The organism is Sphingomonas fucosidasi (genome assembly GCF_036663855.1).
Taxonomy (GTDB): domain Bacteria; phylum Pseudomonadota; class Alphaproteobacteria; order Sphingomonadales; family Sphingomonadaceae; genus Sphingomonas; species Sphingomonas faeni_B.
Genome location: NZ_JAXOJR010000007.1, coordinates 307,472 through 323,318, shown reverse-complemented (window position 1 = coordinate 323,318; position 15,847 = coordinate 307,472). Strand labels below are relative to the sequence as shown.

Annotated in this window: 18 protein-coding genes; 9 read left to right on the top strand and 9 right to left on the bottom strand. The window is 64.1% G+C overall.

Going from position 1 to position 15,847, the window contains the following annotated elements; all coding sequences use genetic code 11:
* Window positions 1-157: 157 nt before the first annotated feature.
* Window positions 158-496, bottom strand: coding sequence for a DUF2794 domain-containing protein (locus U1737_RS14870; protein ID WP_132738950.1), 339 nt, complete (start codon window positions 494-496; stop codon window positions 158-160).
* Between the two features lie 13 nt (window positions 497-509).
* A complete protein-coding gene (gene epsC, locus U1737_RS14865) occupies window positions 510-1,202 on the bottom strand; it encodes a serine O-acetyltransferase EpsC (protein WP_187502780.1) in 693 nt (230 codons plus the stop codon).
* 172 nt (window positions 1,203-1,374) lie between these two features.
* On the opposite strand from epsC, the gene U1737_RS14860 reads away from it, so the two are divergent.
* Window positions 1,375-2,142, top strand: coding sequence for a sulfite exporter TauE/SafE family protein (locus U1737_RS14860; protein WP_439144498.1), 768 nt, complete (start codon window positions 1,375-1,377; stop codon window positions 2,140-2,142).
* 43 nt (window positions 2,143-2,185) lie between these two features.
* On the opposite strand, the gene ahpD is transcribed toward U1737_RS14860, so the two are convergent.
* Both ahpD and U1737_RS14850 read right to left on the bottom strand, forming a co-directional pair.
* Window positions 2,186-2,704 (bottom strand): alkylhydroperoxidase, AhpD family, encoded by a 519-nt coding sequence (gene ahpD, locus U1737_RS14855; RefSeq protein ID WP_332797291.1) that lies wholly within the window; start codon window positions 2,702-2,704, stop codon window positions 2,186-2,188.
* A gap of 147 nt (window positions 2,705-2,851) precedes the next feature.
* Window positions 2,852-3,397 (bottom strand): peroxiredoxin, encoded by a 546-nt coding sequence (locus U1737_RS14850; protein WP_128454213.1) that lies wholly within the window; start codon window positions 3,395-3,397, stop codon window positions 2,852-2,854.
* 148 nt (window positions 3,398-3,545) lie between these two features.
* Between U1737_RS14850 and U1737_RS14845 the strand changes: the two genes are divergently transcribed.
* The 3 genes from U1737_RS14845 to U1737_RS14835 all read left to right on the top strand — a co-directional run bounded on the left by U1737_RS14845 (window position 3,546) and on the right by U1737_RS14835 (window position 5,946).
* Window positions 3,546-4,448: a hydrogen peroxide-inducible genes activator gene (locus U1737_RS14845; RefSeq protein ID WP_060526661.1), complete on the top strand. Its 903-nt coding sequence runs from the start codon at window positions 3,546-3,548 to the stop codon at window positions 4,446-4,448.
* Between the two features lie 90 nt (window positions 4,449-4,538).
* Window positions 4,539-5,162 (top strand): fasciclin domain-containing protein, encoded by a 624-nt coding sequence (locus U1737_RS14840; protein ID WP_332797290.1) that lies wholly within the window; start codon window positions 4,539-4,541, stop codon window positions 5,160-5,162.
* Between the two features lie 136 nt (window positions 5,163-5,298).
* Complete coding sequence (locus U1737_RS14835; protein WP_332797289.1) at window positions 5,299-5,946, top strand: fasciclin domain-containing protein; 648 nt, start codon at window positions 5,299-5,301, stop codon at window positions 5,944-5,946.
* 109 nt (window positions 5,947-6,055) lie between these two features.
* Here U1737_RS14835 and U1737_RS14830 read toward each other — a convergent pair whose 3' ends face one another.
* From U1737_RS14830 to pgsA, 3 genes are read right to left on the bottom strand one after another with little or no spacing between them, the layout of a single operon-like run.
* A complete protein-coding gene (locus U1737_RS14830) occupies window positions 6,056-6,505 on the bottom strand; it encodes a molybdenum cofactor biosynthesis protein MoaE (RefSeq protein WP_248523263.1) in 450 nt (149 codons plus the stop codon).
* Window positions 6,502-6,762, bottom strand: a complete 261-nt coding sequence (gene moaD, locus U1737_RS14825) for a molybdopterin converting factor subunit 1 (RefSeq protein WP_248523261.1) — start codon at window positions 6,760-6,762, stop codon at window positions 6,502-6,504. The genes U1737_RS14830 and moaD overlap by 4 nt, the downstream gene beginning before the upstream one ends.
* A 2-nt stretch (window positions 6,763-6,764) precedes the next feature.
* Window positions 6,765-7,316 carry a CDP-diacylglycerol--glycerol-3-phosphate 3-phosphatidyltransferase gene (pgsA, locus tag U1737_RS14820; RefSeq protein ID WP_248523259.1) on the bottom strand — a complete coding sequence of 184 codons (552 nt, stop codon included), beginning with the start codon at window positions 7,314-7,316 and terminating at the stop codon, window positions 6,765-6,767.
* A gap of 114 nt (window positions 7,317-7,430) precedes the next feature.
* Between pgsA and U1737_RS14815 the strand changes: the two genes are divergently transcribed.
* A complete protein-coding gene (locus U1737_RS14815; protein WP_248523258.1) occupies window positions 7,431-8,756 on the top strand; it encodes an MFS transporter in 1,326 nt (441 codons plus the stop codon).
* A gap of 143 nt (window positions 8,757-8,899) precedes the next feature.
* Here the strand turns inward: U1737_RS14815 and U1737_RS14810 are convergent, their stop codons facing one another.
* Complete coding sequence (locus tag U1737_RS14810) at window positions 8,900-9,064, bottom strand: hypothetical protein (protein ID WP_187502787.1); 165 nt, start codon at window positions 9,062-9,064, stop codon at window positions 8,900-8,902.
* A gap of 195 nt (window positions 9,065-9,259) precedes the next feature.
* Here U1737_RS14810 and U1737_RS14805 point away from each other — a divergent pair, with 195 nt between their 5' ends.
* The 3 genes from U1737_RS14805 to U1737_RS14795 all read left to right on the top strand — a co-directional run bounded on the left by U1737_RS14805 (window position 9,260) and on the right by U1737_RS14795 (window position 13,446).
* Window positions 9,260-10,378, top strand: coding sequence for a DUF47 family protein (locus U1737_RS14805; RefSeq protein ID WP_332797299.1), 1,119 nt, complete (start codon window positions 9,260-9,262; stop codon window positions 10,376-10,378).
* Window positions 10,379-10,546: 168 nt separating this feature from the next.
* Window positions 10,547-11,545: an inorganic phosphate transporter gene (locus U1737_RS14800; RefSeq protein WP_248523256.1), complete on the top strand. Its 999-nt coding sequence runs from the start codon at window positions 10,547-10,549 to the stop codon at window positions 11,543-11,545.
* A 107-nt stretch (window positions 11,546-11,652) separates the two neighbouring features.
* Window positions 11,653-13,446: an autotransporter domain-containing protein gene (locus U1737_RS14795; protein WP_332797288.1), complete on the top strand. Its 1,794-nt coding sequence runs from the start codon at window positions 11,653-11,655 to the stop codon at window positions 13,444-13,446.
* A 478-nt stretch (window positions 13,447-13,924) separates the two neighbouring features.
* Here the strand turns inward: U1737_RS14795 and U1737_RS14790 are convergent, their stop codons facing one another.
* Window positions 13,925-14,713, bottom strand: a complete 789-nt coding sequence (locus U1737_RS14790) for a hypothetical protein (RefSeq protein ID WP_332797287.1) — start codon at window positions 14,711-14,713, stop codon at window positions 13,925-13,927.
* Window positions 14,714-15,004: 291 nt separating this feature from the next.
* Between U1737_RS14790 and U1737_RS14785 the strand changes: the two genes are divergently transcribed.
* The gene (locus U1737_RS14785) at window positions 15,005-15,679 is read left to right on the top strand and encodes a recombinase family protein (protein WP_332797286.1); all 675 of its coding nucleotides are present in this window, start codon (window positions 15,005-15,007) and stop codon (window positions 15,677-15,679) included.
* Window positions 15,680-15,847: the final 168 nt, after the last annotated feature.

Below are 15,847 nucleotides of genomic sequence, written 5' to 3'. Positions count from 1 at the left end.
AGAACTCGAAAAGCAACGGTCGGGTTTAAACCTGACCGTTGCTTCACCCGCGCTCCTGCGCGACAACAACGGTCGGTCTCTGGTCGCAGCTGGATGAAAGGCGGGGGTCACGTCACGCGTTACTCTGGATCCTGACTTTCGTCAGGATGACGGGAGCTCAGTCCTCGACGAGTTTCATGAAACGCCTCTCGACCGGGGCGAGGACCGGGCCCAGTTCATGGCCGCGCTTCACTACGGCGCCGCCCTCGCCGATCAGCGCCCACATGCCCTGCTTGTTGCGCAACGACGGGCGTTTCTCGATCCTGAATTCAGGCCGCTCGGCAGCACGGCGGAAGGCGGCGAAGACTGCGGCGTCCTTGCCGAGATCGATCGCATAGTCGCGCCAATGGCCAGCCGCGACCATCCGGCCATAGAGGTCGAGGATCCGATTGAGTTCGAGGCGTTCGAAGCCGACCTGCGTCGCCTTGGACGGTATCGGAAAGGGTACGACGCCCATCAGTTAGCCACCATCATGCGCGGTCGCGCCGGTCCTCTGGATGATCTTCGGCGAGCAACGCGTCGAGACGCTTGCGCATCGTCTCCAACTCGCAGCGCATGAGCTCCATCTTCTGCGTGGCAGGGTCGAATGCTTCGCTGCAAGGCGTACCGTAAGGCACGAATCGCGGGAGCTCGGGCGCGTTGCCGCCCTCGATGGTGGTCGCGCGCGCGGGAATGCCGACGACCGTGGTCCCTGCCGGCACGTCGCGCGTGACGACCGCGTTGGCGCCGACGCGCGAGCGCTTGCCGAGCGTGATCGGCCCCAGCACCTGCGCGCCCGAGCCGATGATCGCGCCGTCGGAAATGGTCGGGTGGCGCTTGCCCTGCACGCCGTTGTCGGGGCTGGTGCCGCCGAGCGTGACGCACTGGTAGATCGTGACGTCGTCGCCGATCTCGGCGGTCTCGCCGATCACCACGAAACCGTGGTCGATGAAGAAGTTACGACCGATCGTCGCGCCGGGATGGATGTCGATCGCGGTCGTGAAGCGCGACCAGTGGTTGACGCAACGCGCGAGGAAATAGAGCTTCGCCTTGTACAGCCGGTGCGCGATGCGGTGATAGCCGAGCGCCCAGACGCCGGGATACAGCATGATTTCGGCGCGCGAATGCGGGGCGGGATCGCGGGCGCGGATCGAATCCAGATAGGCCAGTAATCCGCTCGACATCCGCAGTCCCCTTCGCGATTTCCGTATCTAGGGTATCGAACGGCCGATTTCCAGAACCGGGCCCGCGAGCAGTGTCAGCCCCCATCAGCCTATCGGGACCGGGGTAAAGCCTATCTTTGTTGTAGGATAAGACTGCACGCTGCAGTCTGGGCGCGATATTGAGGGGATGCCGATGTTCGACCTGACGACCTTGAGCTTCGAGACGCTCCTGCCCTTTATCCTGGTGGGGTTCGCCGCGCAGGTTGTCGACGGTGCGCTGGGGATGGCGTTTGGCGTGATCTCGAACACGCTGTTGCTGTGGGTCGGCGTGCCGCCGGCTGCGGCGTCGGCGGGGGTGCATACCGTCGAGACGTTCACGACCGCGGTCTCGGGGATCAGCCATGTGCTGCACAAGAACGTCAACTGGACGCTGTTTCTGCGGCTGATGATCCCCGGCGTAATTGGCGGCGTGCTGGGCGCGTATGTGCTGTCGAACATCGATGCTAGCACCGCCAAGCCGTTCATCCTCGCCTACCTGACGTCGATCGGCGTGTATCTGCTGTATCGCGGGCTTCGTTATCCGCCCAAGCAGAAGGAGCCGAAGATCGTCGAGCCGCTCGGGCTGGTCGGCGGGTTTCTCGATGCGGCGGGCGGTGGCGGCTGGGGGCCGGTGGTGACGTCGAACCTGCTGGTGCAGGGCGCAGCGCCAAGGACCACGATCGGGACGGTGAATACCGCGGAGTTCTTCCTGACCGCGACGATCTCGGCGACGTTCATCACGCAGCTCGGCTGGGCGGCGTTTACGCAGGCCACGGTGGGGCTGCTGATCGGCGGGGTGCTGGCGGCGCCGTTCGGGGCGCTGCTGGCGAAGCGCGTGCCGGCGAAGACGTTGATGGTGATGGTCGGCGTGATCCTGACGATCACGAGTTTGTTCGGGCTGTACCGCGCGATCTGGCACTGACGGCTCTGGAAATCCTCCCCCGCCAGGGGGAGGATATCTCAGGTCAAAGCGTGGCGTGGACCGTCGCGACCGCCGCCATCACCGCGCCGATCCGCACCGACGTCTGGATCGCCTCGGCCGTAACGCCCGCCTTCTTCAGGATCTGCTCGTGGCTGTCGATGCACATGCCGCAGCCGTTCATCGCCGATACCGCGAGGCTGAACAGCTCGAAATCGACCTTGTCGATGCCGGACTGGCCGATCACGTTCATGCGCAGCTTGGCCGGCATGTTGCGGTATTCCTGGTTCCCGGCGAGGTGCGTGAAGCGGTAATAGACGTTGTTCATCGCCATCACTGCTGCCGCCGCACGCGCCGCATTGGCAGCCTCGGGCGAGAGTTTCGGCGCGCATTCGGCTTCGGCGGCCTCGACCAGCGGCTTGTAGCCCGAGCCGTGCGCGCAGGTCAGCAGCAGGCCGTATTTGCGCTGGTCGGTCAGATGCGTCTCGTTGAGAAGCGAGCCGACGTTGAGGCGGATGTCCTTGGCGTAATCGGGCAGCGTGCCCGCGAATTCCTTGAGCGACATAAATGGGTTCCAGTCCAGAAATGCGTCACCCCAGCGAAAGCCGGGGTCTCCCCGCTACGAAGAGACCCCAGCTTTCGCTGGGGTGACGGAAGAAAATGGGGTGACGGAAGAAAATGGGAGCGGGCGTTCAAGCCCGCTCCCGATAGATCAAGCAGCCAGCTGGAGGACGTCGTCGCCCTTGTTCCAGTTGCACGGGCAGAGCTCGTCGGTCTGCAGCGCGTCGAGTACGCGGAGCGTCTCGGCGGGGTTGCGGCCGACGTTCAGGCCGTTGACCTGAACCGCCTGGATGACGTTGTCGGGGTCGATGATGAAGGTCGCACGGAACGCGACATGCTCGTTCTTGTCGACGATGCCGAGTGCGTCGGCGAGCTTCGCGCCGTTATCCGCCAGCCACGGGAAGTCCGCTGCGGCGAGATCCGCGTCCGACTTGCGCCAGGCGAGGTGGACGTGCGCGGTGTCGGTCGATGCGCCGATCAGGACGGCGTCGCGGTCCTCGAAGTCACTGCGGATGTCGCTGTAGCCGACGATCTCGGTCGGGCAGACGAAGGTGAAATCCTTCGGCCAGTAAAACAGCACCTTCCACTTGCCGGGATAGGCGGTCGTCAGGTCGAGCGTCTCGCCGGCGGGCAGTGCGGCAACGCCCTGCTGAACGGGAATGGTCATCGATGGGAACTGGTCGCCGATGGTCAACATGATGGAAGCCTCCTGGAAATAAACTTGGCTCCAGGCATCCTCAAGCGCGGCGGTTGTCCCGCTCGGTCGTTGTGCAATGCGGTATATGAGGGCTGGTGTAATCGATCCAACGCTCTATTTATCATCTGATGATCGATAGAGGCGATTAATGGCTGCGACCTACCTACCCACATTGAAACAGTTGCAATATCTGGTTGCGCTGAAGGACCACGGCCATTTCGGACGCGCCGCGGAGGCGTGTTTCGTAACGCAATCGACGCTGTCGGCGGGTCTGCGCGAGCTCGAAACGCTGATCGGCGTGGTGCTGGTCGAGCGGACGCGCCGCGTCGTGCGGTTCACACCGCTGGGCGACGGGATCGCCGACAAGGCGCGGCGGGTGCTGCGCGAGGCGGAGGAGCTGGGCGACATGGCGCGCGCCGCCGGCCAGCCGCTGTCGGGCGACATGCGGATGAGCGTCATCCCGACGATCGCGCCGTTCATGCTGCCCCGCATCCTGCCGCGGCTGCGGAAGGATTATCCCGACCTGAAGCTTTTCCTGCGCGAGGAGCCGAGCGGTCCGGCGTGCGAAGGGTTGCACAACGGCCGGACCGACTGCGTGCTGCTCGCCCTCCCCTATGCCTGCGGGGAGGTGACGTCCGAGACGTTGTTCGAGGACCGGCTGTTCGTCGCGTATCCGTCGGGCGAGGAGCCTACTGCGCTGCCCGCGATCCCGGCGTCGGCGATCGACGAGACGCGGCTGCTGCTGCTCGAGGATGGGCATTGCCTCAAGGATCACGCGCTTGGTGCATGCAACCGGCCGGAATTGCGCGCGGAGGCGACGATGCTCGGCACGTCGCTGCATACGATCGTGCAGATGGTCGACAACGGGCTTGGCATCACGATGCTGCCCGAAATGGCGCTCAAGGCCGGTATCCTGGACAACACCAACATCACGGCTCGCCCGCTCGACGAGATCAACGCGGTGCGGAAGATCGCCTTGGTCTGGCGGCGGGCGAGCCCGCGCGAGAAGGACTTCCGGTTGATGGCGAAGGCGCTGGCCGACGTTCAGTAACCGGCTCGGCTCGGCGTGAGATTGGCACGGATGCGCAACTAACTCGGCGTTCGATCGTATGTTTCGCGAGTTCCCGCTGGAGACCCGATGATGTCGAAGACGCTTCCGCTACTGCTGATCACGAGTGCGCTGGCGCTCGCTGCGTGCAGCGGCAAATCGAAGGACGACGTGGCCAGTCCGTCGACCAATCCCGCGCTGGCGGTCCCGAACGGCCCGCCCGCGGTTGCCAATCCGACCGTCGGCGGCGTGCCGATGATGGCCACGCGGACGATCGTCGACAACGCATCCGCCGCCCCCAATCTGTCGACGTTGGTCGCTGCGGTGAAGGCCGCCGATCTGGTCGGCACGCTCTCGGGTCCGGGTCCGTTCACGGTGTTCGCGCCGACCAACGACGCGTTCGGGCGGCTCGCACCGGGCATGGTCGATACGTTGCTGAAGCCCGAGAACAAAGCCTCGCTCACCAAGGTTCTGACCTATCATGTCGTGCCAGGCGCGATCACCGCCGACGACCTGCGGCAGCGCATCGCGGCGGGTGGTGGAACGGCGACGTTGACCACGGTCGAGGGCGATCCGATCACTGCGACACTGGTCGGCGCGGTCATCACGCTGACCGACGTCAACGGCAACAAGAGCTATATCGAGACCGCAGATGTGCGCCAGTCGAATGGCGTCGTGCATGTCGTCAACGGCGTAATCGTGCCGAAACTGAGCTGATCGGCACGACTGCCGGGATCGGTTCGTCGCATCGATGGCGCGGCTGGTCCGCCAAAACATTGAAGACGGGCCGATCCCATACCTATTTTTTTCGTTCGAGTTTCGATCGTCCCATCAATTATATTTGGAGTCGCACATGACTGTTAAGACGAATCTTTTGATTGCCGCCGCATCGAGCATGATCCTTGCCGCTGGTGCGACCGCACAGACGACGACGCCTGCGGCGCCCGCGGCGCCCGCGGCTCCGGCGCAGACGGCGCCCGCCACCACCGCTACGCCACAGGCAGCACCTGCGACTGCAGCCCCGGCTGCACCGACCGCCGCGCCGACGACGACGATCGCAGCCGCGCTGCCGACGCTGCCCAATCGTGCCACGCTGACCAAGCTAGTCACAGCCGCCAAGCTGCAGACCACGCTCGCAGGTCCCGGGCCGTTCACCGTGTTCGCCCCGAGCGATGAAGCGTTTACCCGCCTGCCGCCCGGCGCGCTCGACACGCTTCTGAAGCCCGAATCAGCACCCACGCTCGCGACGATCCTCAAGTATCACGTGGTCGCCGGTGCGGTGACGTCGGACCAGCTGAAGGCGCAGATCACCGCCGGCGGTGGCAAGGCTACGCTGACGACGCTCGCTGGCCAGCCGCTGATCGCGTCGATCGGCCCTAACGGCAACATCGAGTTGACCGACACCGCCGGGATCAAGTCGTACGTCGATACGGCCGACATCAAGGAAACGAACGGTGTCGTCCACCTGACCAACGGCATGAGCGTTCCGAAGCTCGGCTAACGGAATTACGGGCCGCGAACTCCCCAGGGAGCGCGGCCCGTTTCTTGTTTCCCTGCGAAGGCGGGGACCCCGTCTGGGCTCCCGCCTTCGCGGGAGAGCAAACTCTGAATTAGCTCGTCGACTTGTCCCACCGAGCAGCAGCGGCATGATCGCCATTGCGCGCTTCGACCCAGCTAGCCGTCACGCCCCGCGTCTCACGCTTCCAGAACGGCGCATCTGTCTTTAACCGATCGATCAAATACGCGCAGGCCTCCAGCGCCGCGCCGCGGTGCGCCGCCGTCGCCGCGACGAACACGATCCGCTCCCCCGGCTGCATGGGCCCCACCCGGTGGACGATGATCGCCGCGCTCAGCCCCCAGCGTTCGATCGCGCCCTCGGCAACCTTCAGCAACGCCGCTTCGGTAGCCCCAGGGTAATGTTCGAGTTCGAGCGTACCCACGCCATCGTCCGCGCGGACCAGCCCGGTAAAGGTCGCCACCGCCCCGGCCCCTGCCGCTTCGGCGCGCGTCATCTCGGCTGCGATATCGATCGGCGACTGCTGGACGGAGATATGGATCATCCGCCGGTCACCGGTGGGAAGATCGCGATCTCCTGCGCCCGACCGATCGGCGTATCCAGCGGCACGAACTCTTGATCGACCGCCGCGCGCAGCCGCGAGCGGTTCTCGAACGCTTCGGCGTGCCCGGAACTCGTTTCCGCCAGCCAGTCGACCAGATCCGCCACCGTCACCACGCTCTCGGGCGGCTCGACCGATTCCTCGCCCGTGCCGATGCGCTCGCGCACCCAGGCGAAATACACCATCCGTATCTGCGTCATCGTCAGTCCATGTGCTTCAGGCCGACGCGGAGATAGTCCCACCCGGTCAACACGGTGAGGACGGCCGCGCCCCACAAGGCGACGATGCCGACAGTATGCACCCATACCGTCTCGGGCACCGCGCCGCCGAGGATGATCCCGCCGAGCGACACGAGTTGCAGCGTCGTCTTCCACTTCGCCAGCTGCGAAACGGGGACCGAAACCTGGACCTGCGCCAGGAATTCTCGCAACCCCGACACCGCGATCTCGCGTAGCAGGATCACCAGCGCGGCGATCACGTGGACACCGGGAATATCGCGCGTCCCGACCAAAATCAGGATCACCGCGGCGACCATGATCTTGTCGGCGATCGGATCGAGGAAGATCCCCAATCGCGACACCGCGCCGCTCGACCGCGCGAGATAGCCGTCGAAATAATCGGTGATGCCCATCAGGCAGTACAGCACGAAGGCGATGCCGTAACCCGCCTCCCAATCAGGCCACCACAGGAACCAGACCAGCAGGGGCACCGCGACGATCCGCGACAATGTCAGGAGGTTAGGCAAGCTCAGCACCCACCACCTCTATACCGGTCGGCCGCGCGGCGAAACCGGTTTAAACGTTGGCGTGAGCAAGGCACTGGGCTAAGGGTTTGGCGTATTTTCGCAACGATCTGGGCGATTTCTCGCATGCTCAATGCCCTTGGGTTGCTGAAGCAACGTCGCTTCCTGCCCCTGTTCACCACGCAGTTTCTCGGCGCGTTCAACGATAATCTGTTTAAGACCTCGATGGTCCTGTTCGCCACCTATGCGGTCTTCAACGACCCGAAGATGGAGGCGAACTTCAACGCGCTGGCGACGGGACTCGGCATCCTGCCGTTCTTCCTGCTGTCCGCGCTCGCCGGGCAATTGGCGGACAGCCACGACAAGGCGCGGATCATCCGGATCGTGAAGACCGTCGAGATCGGCATCATGATCCTCGGTGCGACCGGACTGATGGTCGCGCGCTTCGGACATCCGTCGCTGGGGATCGGGCTGATGCTCGGGGCGGTGCTGTGCCTGGGCGTCCACTCGACGTTCTTCGGCCCGATCAAATATGCGATCCTGCCGCAGCATCTGAAGCCCTGCGATGTGCTCGGCGGCACCGGGCTGGTCGAGGCGGGGACGTATCTCGCGATCCTGCTCGGCACCGTGACGGCGGGCTGGATCCCGATCGAGGGGGCCGCCGCCGGCGTCTTGATCGTGGCGCTGGTCGGCTGGTTCGCGGGCCGCCAGGTGCCTCCCGCTCCGCGCGAAGGGCCGCCGCTGAAGCTCGACTACAACCCGTTCACGGCATCGTGGCGCTTGATCAGCGCGACGCTGCACATCCCCCGGCTGTTTCTCGCGATCGTCGCGATCAGCTTCTTCTGGACGATCGGCGCGGTGCTGATCATCGTCTTCCCGCCCTTGGTGAAGAACGTGCTGACCGCCGACGAGCGAGTCGCCAGCTTCGTGATCGCGGTGTTCTCGGTCGGCGTCGCGATCGGCTCGGTGGTGATCAACTCGATGCTGCGCGGGCGCATCTCGGCGAAGTTCTCCCCCGCCTCGGTGATCGCGATGGGTGGCTTCGTCGTGCTGTTCTCGTTCCTCGCGCGGGCCTGGACGCCGGCGCCGGCGGGGCAGTATTACGACTGGGCCGGGTTCATTCATCAGCCTGGCGCGATCCCCGTGCTCGCGACGTTGCTGGCGATCGCGATCACCGGCGGGATGTTCGTGGTGCCGCTCTATGCGTTCCTGACGACGACTGTGGAGAAGGACCAGACCGCACGCACCGTGGCCGCGAACAACGTCGTCAATTCGGGTGCGATGACGATCGGTTCGATCCTGGTGATCGGGATCACGGCGATGGGCGTGACGCCAGAGGACATGCTGTTCCTGGTCGCGGCTATGTGCCTAGTCTCGGCTTGGCTGGCGCAGAAGCTGCACCGCGCGTGTGACGACGATGCCGTCGGGTGTTTGCCGACGTTGAGGGGGTAGCGACCGAACGATCCTCCCCCGCCAGGGGGAGGTGGCGCCGAAGGTGACGGAGGGGGAGGAAACGCAACGGTGGTTGCTCCTTTCCTCCCCCTCCGTCTGGCAAGAGCCAGCCACCTCCCCCTGGCGGGGGAGGATTGCTCGCTTCAAAAAATGAAGCTGTAGAAGCAGGTGAAGAACGCCGCGAAGCTCAGGAAAAACAGCTTCACGTCCTGATCGTCGTTTTTCGCAGCCGCGACCACCGGCGGCGGCAACGATCGGCGCAGCGGATGGCGGGCGGCTTCATTGGTGAGGACTAGGCGTCTGGTCATGATGCGAACGTTAACGCCGCGTTTACTAATTCGACCAGTCGCAAAAATGGTTAAATCGGCCACGTCCGGGAATGGGACGGAATCGCGCTGGCAACAGTCCGCACGGCACCGCCGGCCGCCCTCTGTGCATGCTGCATCCCGCCGTCTAAGCTGTCTCCCACTCCCCGCGACTCCGCGCCCACAAGGACCCGAATTATCCAGCAGATTGCGGCACTTCCCTATGTGATCGACGCCGACGGCCATGCCCGCGTCATGCTGATCACCTCGCGCGATACCGGTCGCTGGGTGATCCCCAAGGGCAATCCGATCGTCGGGCTCGCCAGCCACGAGGCGGCCGCGCAGGAAGCATATGAGGAGGCCGGCATCCGCGGCATCCCCTGCCCCACCGCGGTCGGCGAGTTCGGCTACCGCAAACGCCGCCGCACCGGCCGCTACCGCGACATGATCGTGACGGTCTTTCCGCTCGCGTTCGTCGAGCAGGTCGACGACTGGCCGGAGCGTCATCAGCGTGACACACGCTGGTTTACGCTTGATCGTGCGGCAGACGCTGTCAATGAGCCCGGCCTGAAGGCGCTGATCGCTGCTTTCCGCGAGCCGCCGATCCCGGCGTCGTTCGCGCAACGTATCTTACCCGTCGTGCGCAAGAGTGCGAAAAGGAGAATTCCGATGCTGGGCTGGTTCCAGTCGCTGATGCCGAAGCAGGGACGGTTCTTCGAACTGTTCGACGCGCATGCCGCGACCCTGGTCGCCGGCGCCGATGCGCTCGCACGGCTGCTCCACGGCGAAGGCTCGATCGAGGGGCAGATCGCCGAAATCGTCAAGCGCGAGCACGAGGCCGACGATATCACGCGCGAGGTCCTCCAGGACGTCCGCCGGGTGTTCGTGACGCCGTTCGACCGCAGCGCGATCACGAGTTTGATCGGCGTGATGGACGATGCGATCGACCAGATGAACGGCACCGCCAACGCAATCGCGCTGTACGAAGTGACCGAGTTCTCGGCCGAGATGCGCGACATGGCGGGCATCATCGTCGAGGCCGCGCGGATCACCGCCGAGGCGATCCCGCTGCTGCGGTCGCTGGGCACTAACGCAGGGCGGTTGCACGACCTGACCGCGCGGCTGATCCAGATCGAGGGCCATGCCGACGATATCCACGATACGGGCCTGCGCGCGCTGTTCCAGGCGTCGAAGATCAGCGCGGACCCGATGACCTTCATCATCAACCGCGAAATCTACAGCAGCCTGGAGAAGATCGTCGATCGCTTCGAGGATGTGGCGAACGAGATCCAGGGGCTGGTCATCGACCATGCTTGATGTGTCGATTGAGTCCGAGACCGCCCACGGAGCTCCCCCCCGGCGAAGGCCGGGGCCCAATTGGGGGACAGCAATAACTGAGAACGGCGCGCTGTTACTAAAGCCTTCCCAATTGGACCCCGGCCTTCGCCGGGGGGGTGGAATGGTCGGGGATAGGACGGCAATCGCATGATTCTCTCCCTCCCCCTCCTCATCGGCCTCATCGGCATAGCGCTGCTGTTCGACTTCCTGAACGGCCTCCACGACGCGGCGAACTCGATCGCCACGGTCGTCTCCACGCGCGTCCTGAAGCCGCAATACGCCGTCCTCTGGGCCGCGTTCTTCAACTTCATCGCGTTCGCCGTCTTCGGGCTTCACGTCGCGCAGACGGTCGGCACCGGCATCGTCCAGGCGCACGTGATCGACGCGCAGGTGATCTTCGCCGCGCTGATGGGCGCGATCGCGTGGAACGTCATCACCTGGGTGCTCGGCATCCCATCGAGCAGCAGCCACGCGCTGATCGGCGGCCTACTCGGCGCAGGTATCGCCAAGGTCGGTTTCGGCGCGATCGTCTGGAAAGGCGTCATCGCCACCGTCGTCGCGATCTTCGCCTCGCCCGCGATCGGCCTCATGCTCGCGCTCGTACTGGTGCTCGCGGTGGCGTGGACCAGCCTCAAGCTCACCCCGCTCGGCGTCGACAAGCGCTTCCGCAAGCTGCAGCTAATCTCCGCCGCGCTCTATTCGCTCGGCCACGGCGGCAATGACGCGCAGAAGACGATGGGGATCATCGCCGTGCTGCTCTATTCTCAAGGCCTGCTCGGCGGCGAGTTTCACGTGCCGCTCTGGGTCGTCCTCTCCTGCCAGGCGGCGATGGCGCTCGGCACGTTGTCGGGTGGCTGGCGGATCGTCCACACGATGGGCTCGAAGATCACGCGGCTGACTCCGGCGCAGGGCTTCTGCGCGGAGACCGGCGGCGCGATCACGCTGTTCGCCGCGACCTTCTGGGGCATCCCGGTCTCGTCGACGCACACCATCACCGGCTCGATCGTCGGCGTCGGTGCCGCCCGGCGCCTGTCCGCGGTCCGCTGGAACGTGGCGAGCAACATCGTCGTCGCCTGGACGCTGACGCTGCCCGCCGCCGGGTTGATCGGTGCAGGCACCTATCTGCTGGTCGGGCTGTTCGTCTGAACGGCGCCCTACCCCTAAGCGACAGTCTCTTGACGCGGACGTAACCGGCTCCGACACTCCCGGTCGAGCGAAGGACAATGATCCTTCGCCGCCAGGGAGAGGACATCATGAAGACGACCTATGCGGCGTTGCTGTTCGGGACCGCGCTGAGTTTTGCGAGTCCGGTCCAAGCACAGACCGCCAGCCCGACCAACGTCGCGAGCACCGAGACCTATAACCGCATGGTCGTGTTCGGCGACAGCCTCGCCGATGGCGGCTATTACCTGACGCTCGATCCTCGGCTGGCGCGCGACGCAGGCAGCTTTACGACCAACCCCGACCCGGTCGCGCCCGAGGTCCTCGCAGCCCGACTCGGGCTGTCGCTCGACCCCGTCTATGGCAAGGGCGGCACCAATTACGCAGTCGGCGGGGCGCGCGTCACCGCCGCGAACGCGCTGTCGATCCCGGTCACGACGCAGATCAGCAATTTCCTCGCCGCTGGCGGCACCTTCGGGCCACGCGACCTCGTCTACATCCAGGGCGGCGGGAACGACTATTTCGCGTTCCAGGCCGGCGGCAGCACCAATACCGCGATCCTGACCACTGCGGCCACGCAGCTCGCCACGCAAGTCGGCCGCCTCCAGACCGCCGGGGCCAGCCGGATCGTCACGCTCGCGGTACAATCGGGCGGTGCAGCGGGCATTCAGCTGTTCAACCGCACCTATGCGGCCGCGCTGGCAGCGGCGAACGTCAACGCGCTGTATTTCGATACCGACCGGCTGTTCGGCGAACTCGTCGCCAGCCCCGCGACCTATGGCTACACCAACATCACCGGCGTCGCCTGTACCGTGCCGTCGTCGCTGGCCTGCACGCGCGCGACGCTCGTCTCGCCCGACGCCAACGAGACGTATATCCTGGCCGACAGCGTCCACCCGTCGGGCAAAACGCAGCGCATCCAGGGGCAGGCCGTGGCCAGCCTCGTCCAGGCCCCCGACCAGATCGCCGGGCTCGGCTATGCAGCGCAGGCGATGTTCCGCGGCCAGCGCGACCTGTTCGAGGGCGCCGAGCGCGGCGGCGCGCAGCGTAGCGGCCATGCGCTGTCGCTGTTCGGCAGTGCGGGCTATCATTATTATGCGAGCGGCAATTCCGCCCAGCGCGTCGGGATCACCGAGCGCGGCTTTAGCGGTACCGCGGGCGCCGACCTCGCGATCGGCGACGCGTCGGGAGTCGGCGTGGCCGGCGGCTATTCGGATGGCACCGGCGACTTCAAGGCCGGCGCTGGCACCTACAAGCCGCGCGCCTGGTCGGTCAGCGGCTACGCGCGCGGTGAACTCGGCCCGGTGCGCCTGCTCGCGGACGGAACCTATGGCGAGATCGACTATCGCCACATCCGTCGCACCGTCCAGCTCGGCCCGGCGATCCGCTCGCACGAGGGCGAGACCGACGGCACCTACGTCGCCGGCCGCGTCACCGCCGCGTTCGACCTGGTCACGCTCGGCGGCGTGGCGTTCGGCCCCGACCTCGCGGCGCAATACGACCGCGTCCGCATTGCCGGCTATACGGAGTCCGGCGGCCTCTCGACGGCGGCGGCGTTCGGCAAGCAGGAGGTGAAAAGCCTGACCGGCCGGTTCGGCGCCGTGATCCGGACAGTCCCGGGCGAACCTGTGCGGTTCTTCGCCCGCGCCGGCTACGAGCGCGAGTTCGACGACGATCCGCGGACACTGACGCTGACCCCGACGGGTGCGCCGATCAGCTTCACGAGCACGGTGGAACGCGCCGATCGCAGCTATATGAGCTACGCGATGGGCGTGGACGGCAACGTCGCAGGGCAGTTGTCGCTGCGCGCGGGTGTCGCCGGCTACGCGTTGCGCGACGACCGCGACAGCGTGTCGGCGTTCGCAGGGCTATCCGCCGCGTTCTAAGAAGGATCGGCATTCGGGGTTGGCTCGACAAATACGATCCCTTGTCCGTCATGCCGGACTGGTTCCGGCATCCACGGGGCCGCAAAATCAAGAGAATTTGGTTTGCGGAACGGTGGACCCCGGAACCAGTCCGGGGTGACGGTACAGTTTGCTGGCCGGTGCGATTGCATATGCTGACCGTGCATCTGCGCCAAATGCAGGGTGGCGCTGTATCGGGATGTTTGGGCGCGCATCCCGAACCGCGTTGAAGACGGGCCAAGGCAGCAGAGTTACAGTTTAGGCGCCCAATCCTGCCGATACGTCTAGGATATCAGTCAAATGAACGGGGCTTGGGACAACGGTCCAATCGACCGGTCATCAACGGAAATGGTGGAGCCGAGGGGGATCGGTTAAAATCCCCGTAAGCACTGAAAAACAAAGGATATTTATTTCGGCGTCGGGACCGTTGTGTTAGCCCTTTGTACTAGCTGAGGCAAGCTCAATAGGGCTTCGCAATCCATTCTCCGCCGTCCGTTTGGCACCACGTCACGTTAGGCGACTGGGCTTCTGATCCATTAGAGCGCGTTGTGGAATAAACGTTCCTGCATGTCGTTAAACCAACGACGATTGGGCGGCTTACCATCACGTAACCTGTATCTCCTCCGACTTGCCAAACCTGCTCAATCCCTCGTTCCAAGGCAGTAGTAGTTGCTTTAGCAATTGCGGAACTGTTAGCATCGGCTGCTTCAGAGATTGGCTGAACGCTGTTCCGATCTTGTTCCATAGCGGCAGAGTTATCTGCTACCCGCGTTGACGGGCTATCCTCATAAATCGCAGTCTGATCACCGTTGGACGACTCGGGTACGGGCGTTTCAGAAATTGGATTCGCCACATTTATAACCTGAGGACTGTTTGCATCCGAATATGCGTCTGCCTGCACCGTATCGGCCTTCGGTGGCTCGCTTTTTTCTGAAGAAGACCGGCCCACGATCGCCGCAACAACGAATACAATAACTACCGCTATTCCAATAAATCCAATGAAGCGCATATATGCTTGACGCTTCGCAAGCTGCGCTCGGTAGTCATAGCAATCGTCGCATACTTCTAATTTACGAATACGGTACGTTTCCGACGATCCACTTCCAAAGCCGAAACCGCTTCGCCCACTATTATAAAAACGTCGGCTTGTATGGGTTGAATCTAAAACCCGGACTGTAAGTTTTGTTAGCTCATTGGCCGGAAGAACGACGCTACAATCGCTACACTCGTGATCGGCATACCTCGCCATAAACTTGCCCCGCCCCCGCCCATCTGCCCTACGACCTAATTTCGATAGTGATACGCGAGAGGGCAATTCTGACAAGAGTGAGCGCGGTTTACCCCGTATGCCCGGTCCCGGCCTCGGGCGATTATGACACGCCTAGCGCGACCTGCATTATCGCGCGTGGTTCTCCATCCCTGCATGACGTGTCACAGTTGCCAAACGATCCACCATTGGCACTGTCCAGAATAACCTAACGAGCGCTTGACAATTATGGACAACGGTTCTACCTAGGGTTGGCAACAGGGAACCGAGCCAATGCGAACCGTCACCTACTACCGTGTCTCGACTGCCAAGCAGGGCCGCAGCGGTTTGGGCCTAGATGCTCAGAAAGCTGCCATCGCCTCGTTCTGCCAGTCGCGGGATTGCCAGCCCCTTGGCGAGTATGTCGAGGTAGAGAGCGGCAAGCGGGATGATCGTCCTGAGCTTATCAAGGCACTGCATCATGCCAAGGTGACAGGGGCTACCCTCGTCATCGCCAAGCTGGACCGGCTGAGCCGTAACCTCGCCTTCCTTGCCAAGCTGCAAGATGCTGGAACCCGCTTCATCGCTGCCGACATGCCAGAGGCTAACGAGCTTACAATTCACATCATGGCAGCAATGGCCCAGGCCGAACGCAAAGCTATCAGCAAGCGAACGATTGAAGCCCTCGCCGCTGCCAAGGCCAGAGGCACCAAGCTAGGTAATCCAATGGGCGCTAAGGCGTTCGGGGAGAGCAAGGGCAACGGGGCAGCGGTGGAAGCGATCAAGGCCAAGGCTCAGGCGTTCGCTAGTGACGTTGCGCCGATCATTGAGGCGATCAAGGCTGACGGCCATACCAGTCTGAGGGCCATTGCCGGGGAGCTGAATGCCCGCGGGATCATCACGGCCCGAGGCGGGAAGTGGGCGGCTCAGTCCGTTAGCGACATAATGCGCTGCCACTCCCCAAGCTGACACCGGGCAGGCGACGGGAAGGCTCGCGTATCCGCCGCCCCGGCCCCGTCAGACTCGATTAGGAAGGGTCCGGGTACTTGCCCAGCCCGATTGTCGGAATGAGTCTGAGAGGGGCTTATTCGGGTGAGGACATATTGGGACCGTATAGCAATAGATAATCATCCTGAC

Coding starts and splice junctions, on each gene's coding strand:
- U1737_RS14870 (WP_132738950.1), bottom strand. CDS start 496: ATGGGCGTCGTACCCTTTCCGATACCGTCCAAGGCGACGCAGGTCGGC.
- epsC (WP_187502780.1), bottom strand. CDS start 1,202: ATGTCGAGCGGATTACTGGCCTATCTGGATTCGATCCGCGCCCGCGAT.
- U1737_RS14860 (WP_439144498.1), top strand. CDS start 1,375: ATGTTCGACCTGACGACCTTGAGCTTCGAGACGCTCCTGCCCTTTATC.
- ahpD (WP_332797291.1), bottom strand. CDS start 2,704: ATGTCGCTCAAGGAATTCGCGGGCACGCTGCCCGATTACGCCAAGGAC.
- U1737_RS14850 (WP_128454213.1), bottom strand. CDS start 3,397: ATGTTGACCATCGGCGACCAGTTCCCATCGATGACCATTCCCGTTCAG.
- U1737_RS14845 (WP_060526661.1), top strand. CDS start 3,546: ATGGCTGCGACCTACCTACCCACATTGAAACAGTTGCAATATCTGGTT.
- U1737_RS14840 (WP_332797290.1), top strand. CDS start 4,539: ATGTCGAAGACGCTTCCGCTACTGCTGATCACGAGTGCGCTGGCGCTC.
- U1737_RS14835 (WP_332797289.1), top strand. CDS start 5,299: ATGACTGTTAAGACGAATCTTTTGATTGCCGCCGCATCGAGCATGATC.
- U1737_RS14830 (WP_248523263.1), bottom strand. CDS start 6,505: ATGATCCATATCTCCGTCCAGCAGTCGCCGATCGATATCGCAGCCGAG.
- moaD (WP_248523261.1), bottom strand. CDS start 6,762: ATGACGCAGATACGGATGGTGTATTTCGCCTGGGTGCGCGAGCGCATC.
- U1737_RS14815 (WP_248523258.1), top strand. CDS start 7,431: ATGCTCAATGCCCTTGGGTTGCTGAAGCAACGTCGCTTCCTGCCCCTG.
- U1737_RS14810 (WP_187502787.1), bottom strand. CDS start 9,064: ATGACCAGACGCCTAGTCCTCACCAATGAAGCCGCCCGCCATCCGCTG.
- U1737_RS14800 (WP_248523256.1), top strand. CDS start 10,547: ATGATTCTCTCCCTCCCCCTCCTCATCGGCCTCATCGGCATAGCGCTG.
- U1737_RS14795 (WP_332797288.1), top strand. CDS start 11,653: ATGAAGACGACCTATGCGGCGTTGCTGTTCGGGACCGCGCTGAGTTTT.
- U1737_RS14790 (WP_332797287.1), bottom strand. CDS start 14,713: ATGGCGAGGTATGCCGATCACGAGTGTAGCGATTGTAGCGTCGTTCTT.
- U1737_RS14785 (WP_332797286.1), top strand. CDS start 15,005: ATGCGAACCGTCACCTACTACCGTGTCTCGACTGCCAAGCAGGGCCGC.